The sequence below is a fragment of the Chamaesiphon sp. OTE_20_metabat_361 genome (genome assembly GCF_031364565.1).
This window is the reverse complement of sequence record NZ_JANLWO010000169.1, coordinates 1-1,628: the sequence shown is the minus strand read 5'-3', so window position 1 is coordinate 1,628 and position 1,628 is coordinate 1. Positions and strand designations below refer to the sequence as shown.

Sequence of the window (1,628 nt, the reverse complement as noted above, 5' to 3'; positions counted from 1 at the left end):
ATGCCGATCTAGCGGTGCAATTAGTCCCCAAATTTGACAAAATTGGTTATCGGTTTCTCGACGGCGGAATGGTGCGTCACAGCCTCCTCTTAGGCACCCGCAACCAGATGAATACCGCATTTGTAGCGACTAAAGAGCATCTGCTTGCCACCTTCGATGCGGCGCGTCCCCACATTATCGATCCCGACTCGCTCGAACTGCTCGAACCGATTGGAGCAGCTAGCAATTGGCAAGGATTGGCTCCCAAACAACCCGCTTGGTTGACGCAAGTTTTTCAGCCTTATTCTAACCCCGCGCATCCCGTTTGCGACCATCTCCAGTCAGGCGATGAGGCAGGGGAGTTTATTACGGCAAATTATTCAGCAGGATTGAGTTTGCTCAGTGTTATCGACAGATTTCGTCGCTGGTACAAGGCTAGGCGCGGTTTAGATGGCGTGATTCTCAAAAATCCTTGGGGTGCGTTTACAAGTTTGGTGCGATATCGATTTGACAGCCAAAGCTTTGAAAAATGGCGATTGGTACTCCCCAATGGCGAACCAGTCATCATCCAGCAAGCGATTCATCAGATGGCGTTAACGGAAGACTATATTATCGTCGGCGACATTGCCTTTAAGATCGAGTTATCCCAAATTTTTGCACCCTTTCTGTTTGGTGGCATCCGTAAATACTCCGTGCAAATCGGTTACTGGCTGTCATTAATGTTTCTCAAATTAGTGCAACCATTGCCCTATGCTAACTTGTATTCGATCGCTCGATCGGATCTAGACAAACCCATCTCCGCTGGGAAACCAGCGACGCTTACCGCCATCAAAATCGTCCTCCCTCGCGAGGTTTCCCACTTCGTCACCGATTACCGCAATCCCGACGGTAAGATTACCCTCATGTCCGCCCATAATGGGGGCTGGGATGTCACGGAATGGATCGGCGAGTACGATGAATCCGTCAATCTCGACTGTGAAAATACACCCGCAATTACGAAAGGCATCGAAGCATTAGCTGGCGTAAATAAAGGCTTACCGCCAGTGACACAAACCAAATGTTTGCGAAAAGAATTTCGCGGCTTCCAACCCGCACCCGTCGATCTTAATAGCGTGGCGCGATATACGATCGATGCTAAAACAGGTGCCGTAATTAAAGCAAACTTCCTCAGCGATACTGGCGATAATCCCAGTAAATGCAATACCTGGTCGGTATCAGTCAACACGCACCGCAACCTCAACCGCGATAGCGAATTAGAAACTGGCGAAAAAATTACCAGTTTGTACTGGATGGGTTGGGGCTTTACCTGGGAAACAATTCCCAAACGCATCTATCGAGCATATCGCGATCGGGACAATCGAGTCATCCCCGTCGAGGGTTTACCACAGTCCGATATGCCAGCAACCTTGTTGAGAATCGACACCGAGCGGATGGAAATCGCCGATAGTTTTGAATTTCCGATCGGTTATTTGGCGCGGAGTCCTCAGTTTATCCCCAGCAAAGATCCATGTCCGCCCGATCGAGATCCCGCCACCCACGGTTATATTGTCTGTGTCATCATGTCCGATGCCGAACCCCATAATCCGCATACTGTCGCCCAAGACGAAATTTGGGTATTTCATGCCGATGACTTCAAAGGCAAACCGATT

General features: G+C 49.4%; 1 protein-coding gene. It reads left to right on the top strand.

Annotated features, from left to right (window positions below; genetic code table 11):
- Positions 1-14: 14 nt before the first annotated feature.
- On the top strand, positions 15-1,628 hold a 1,614-nt coding region (locus RMO35_RS04680), incomplete at its 3' end, for a carotenoid oxygenase family protein (RefSeq protein ID WP_309738908.1).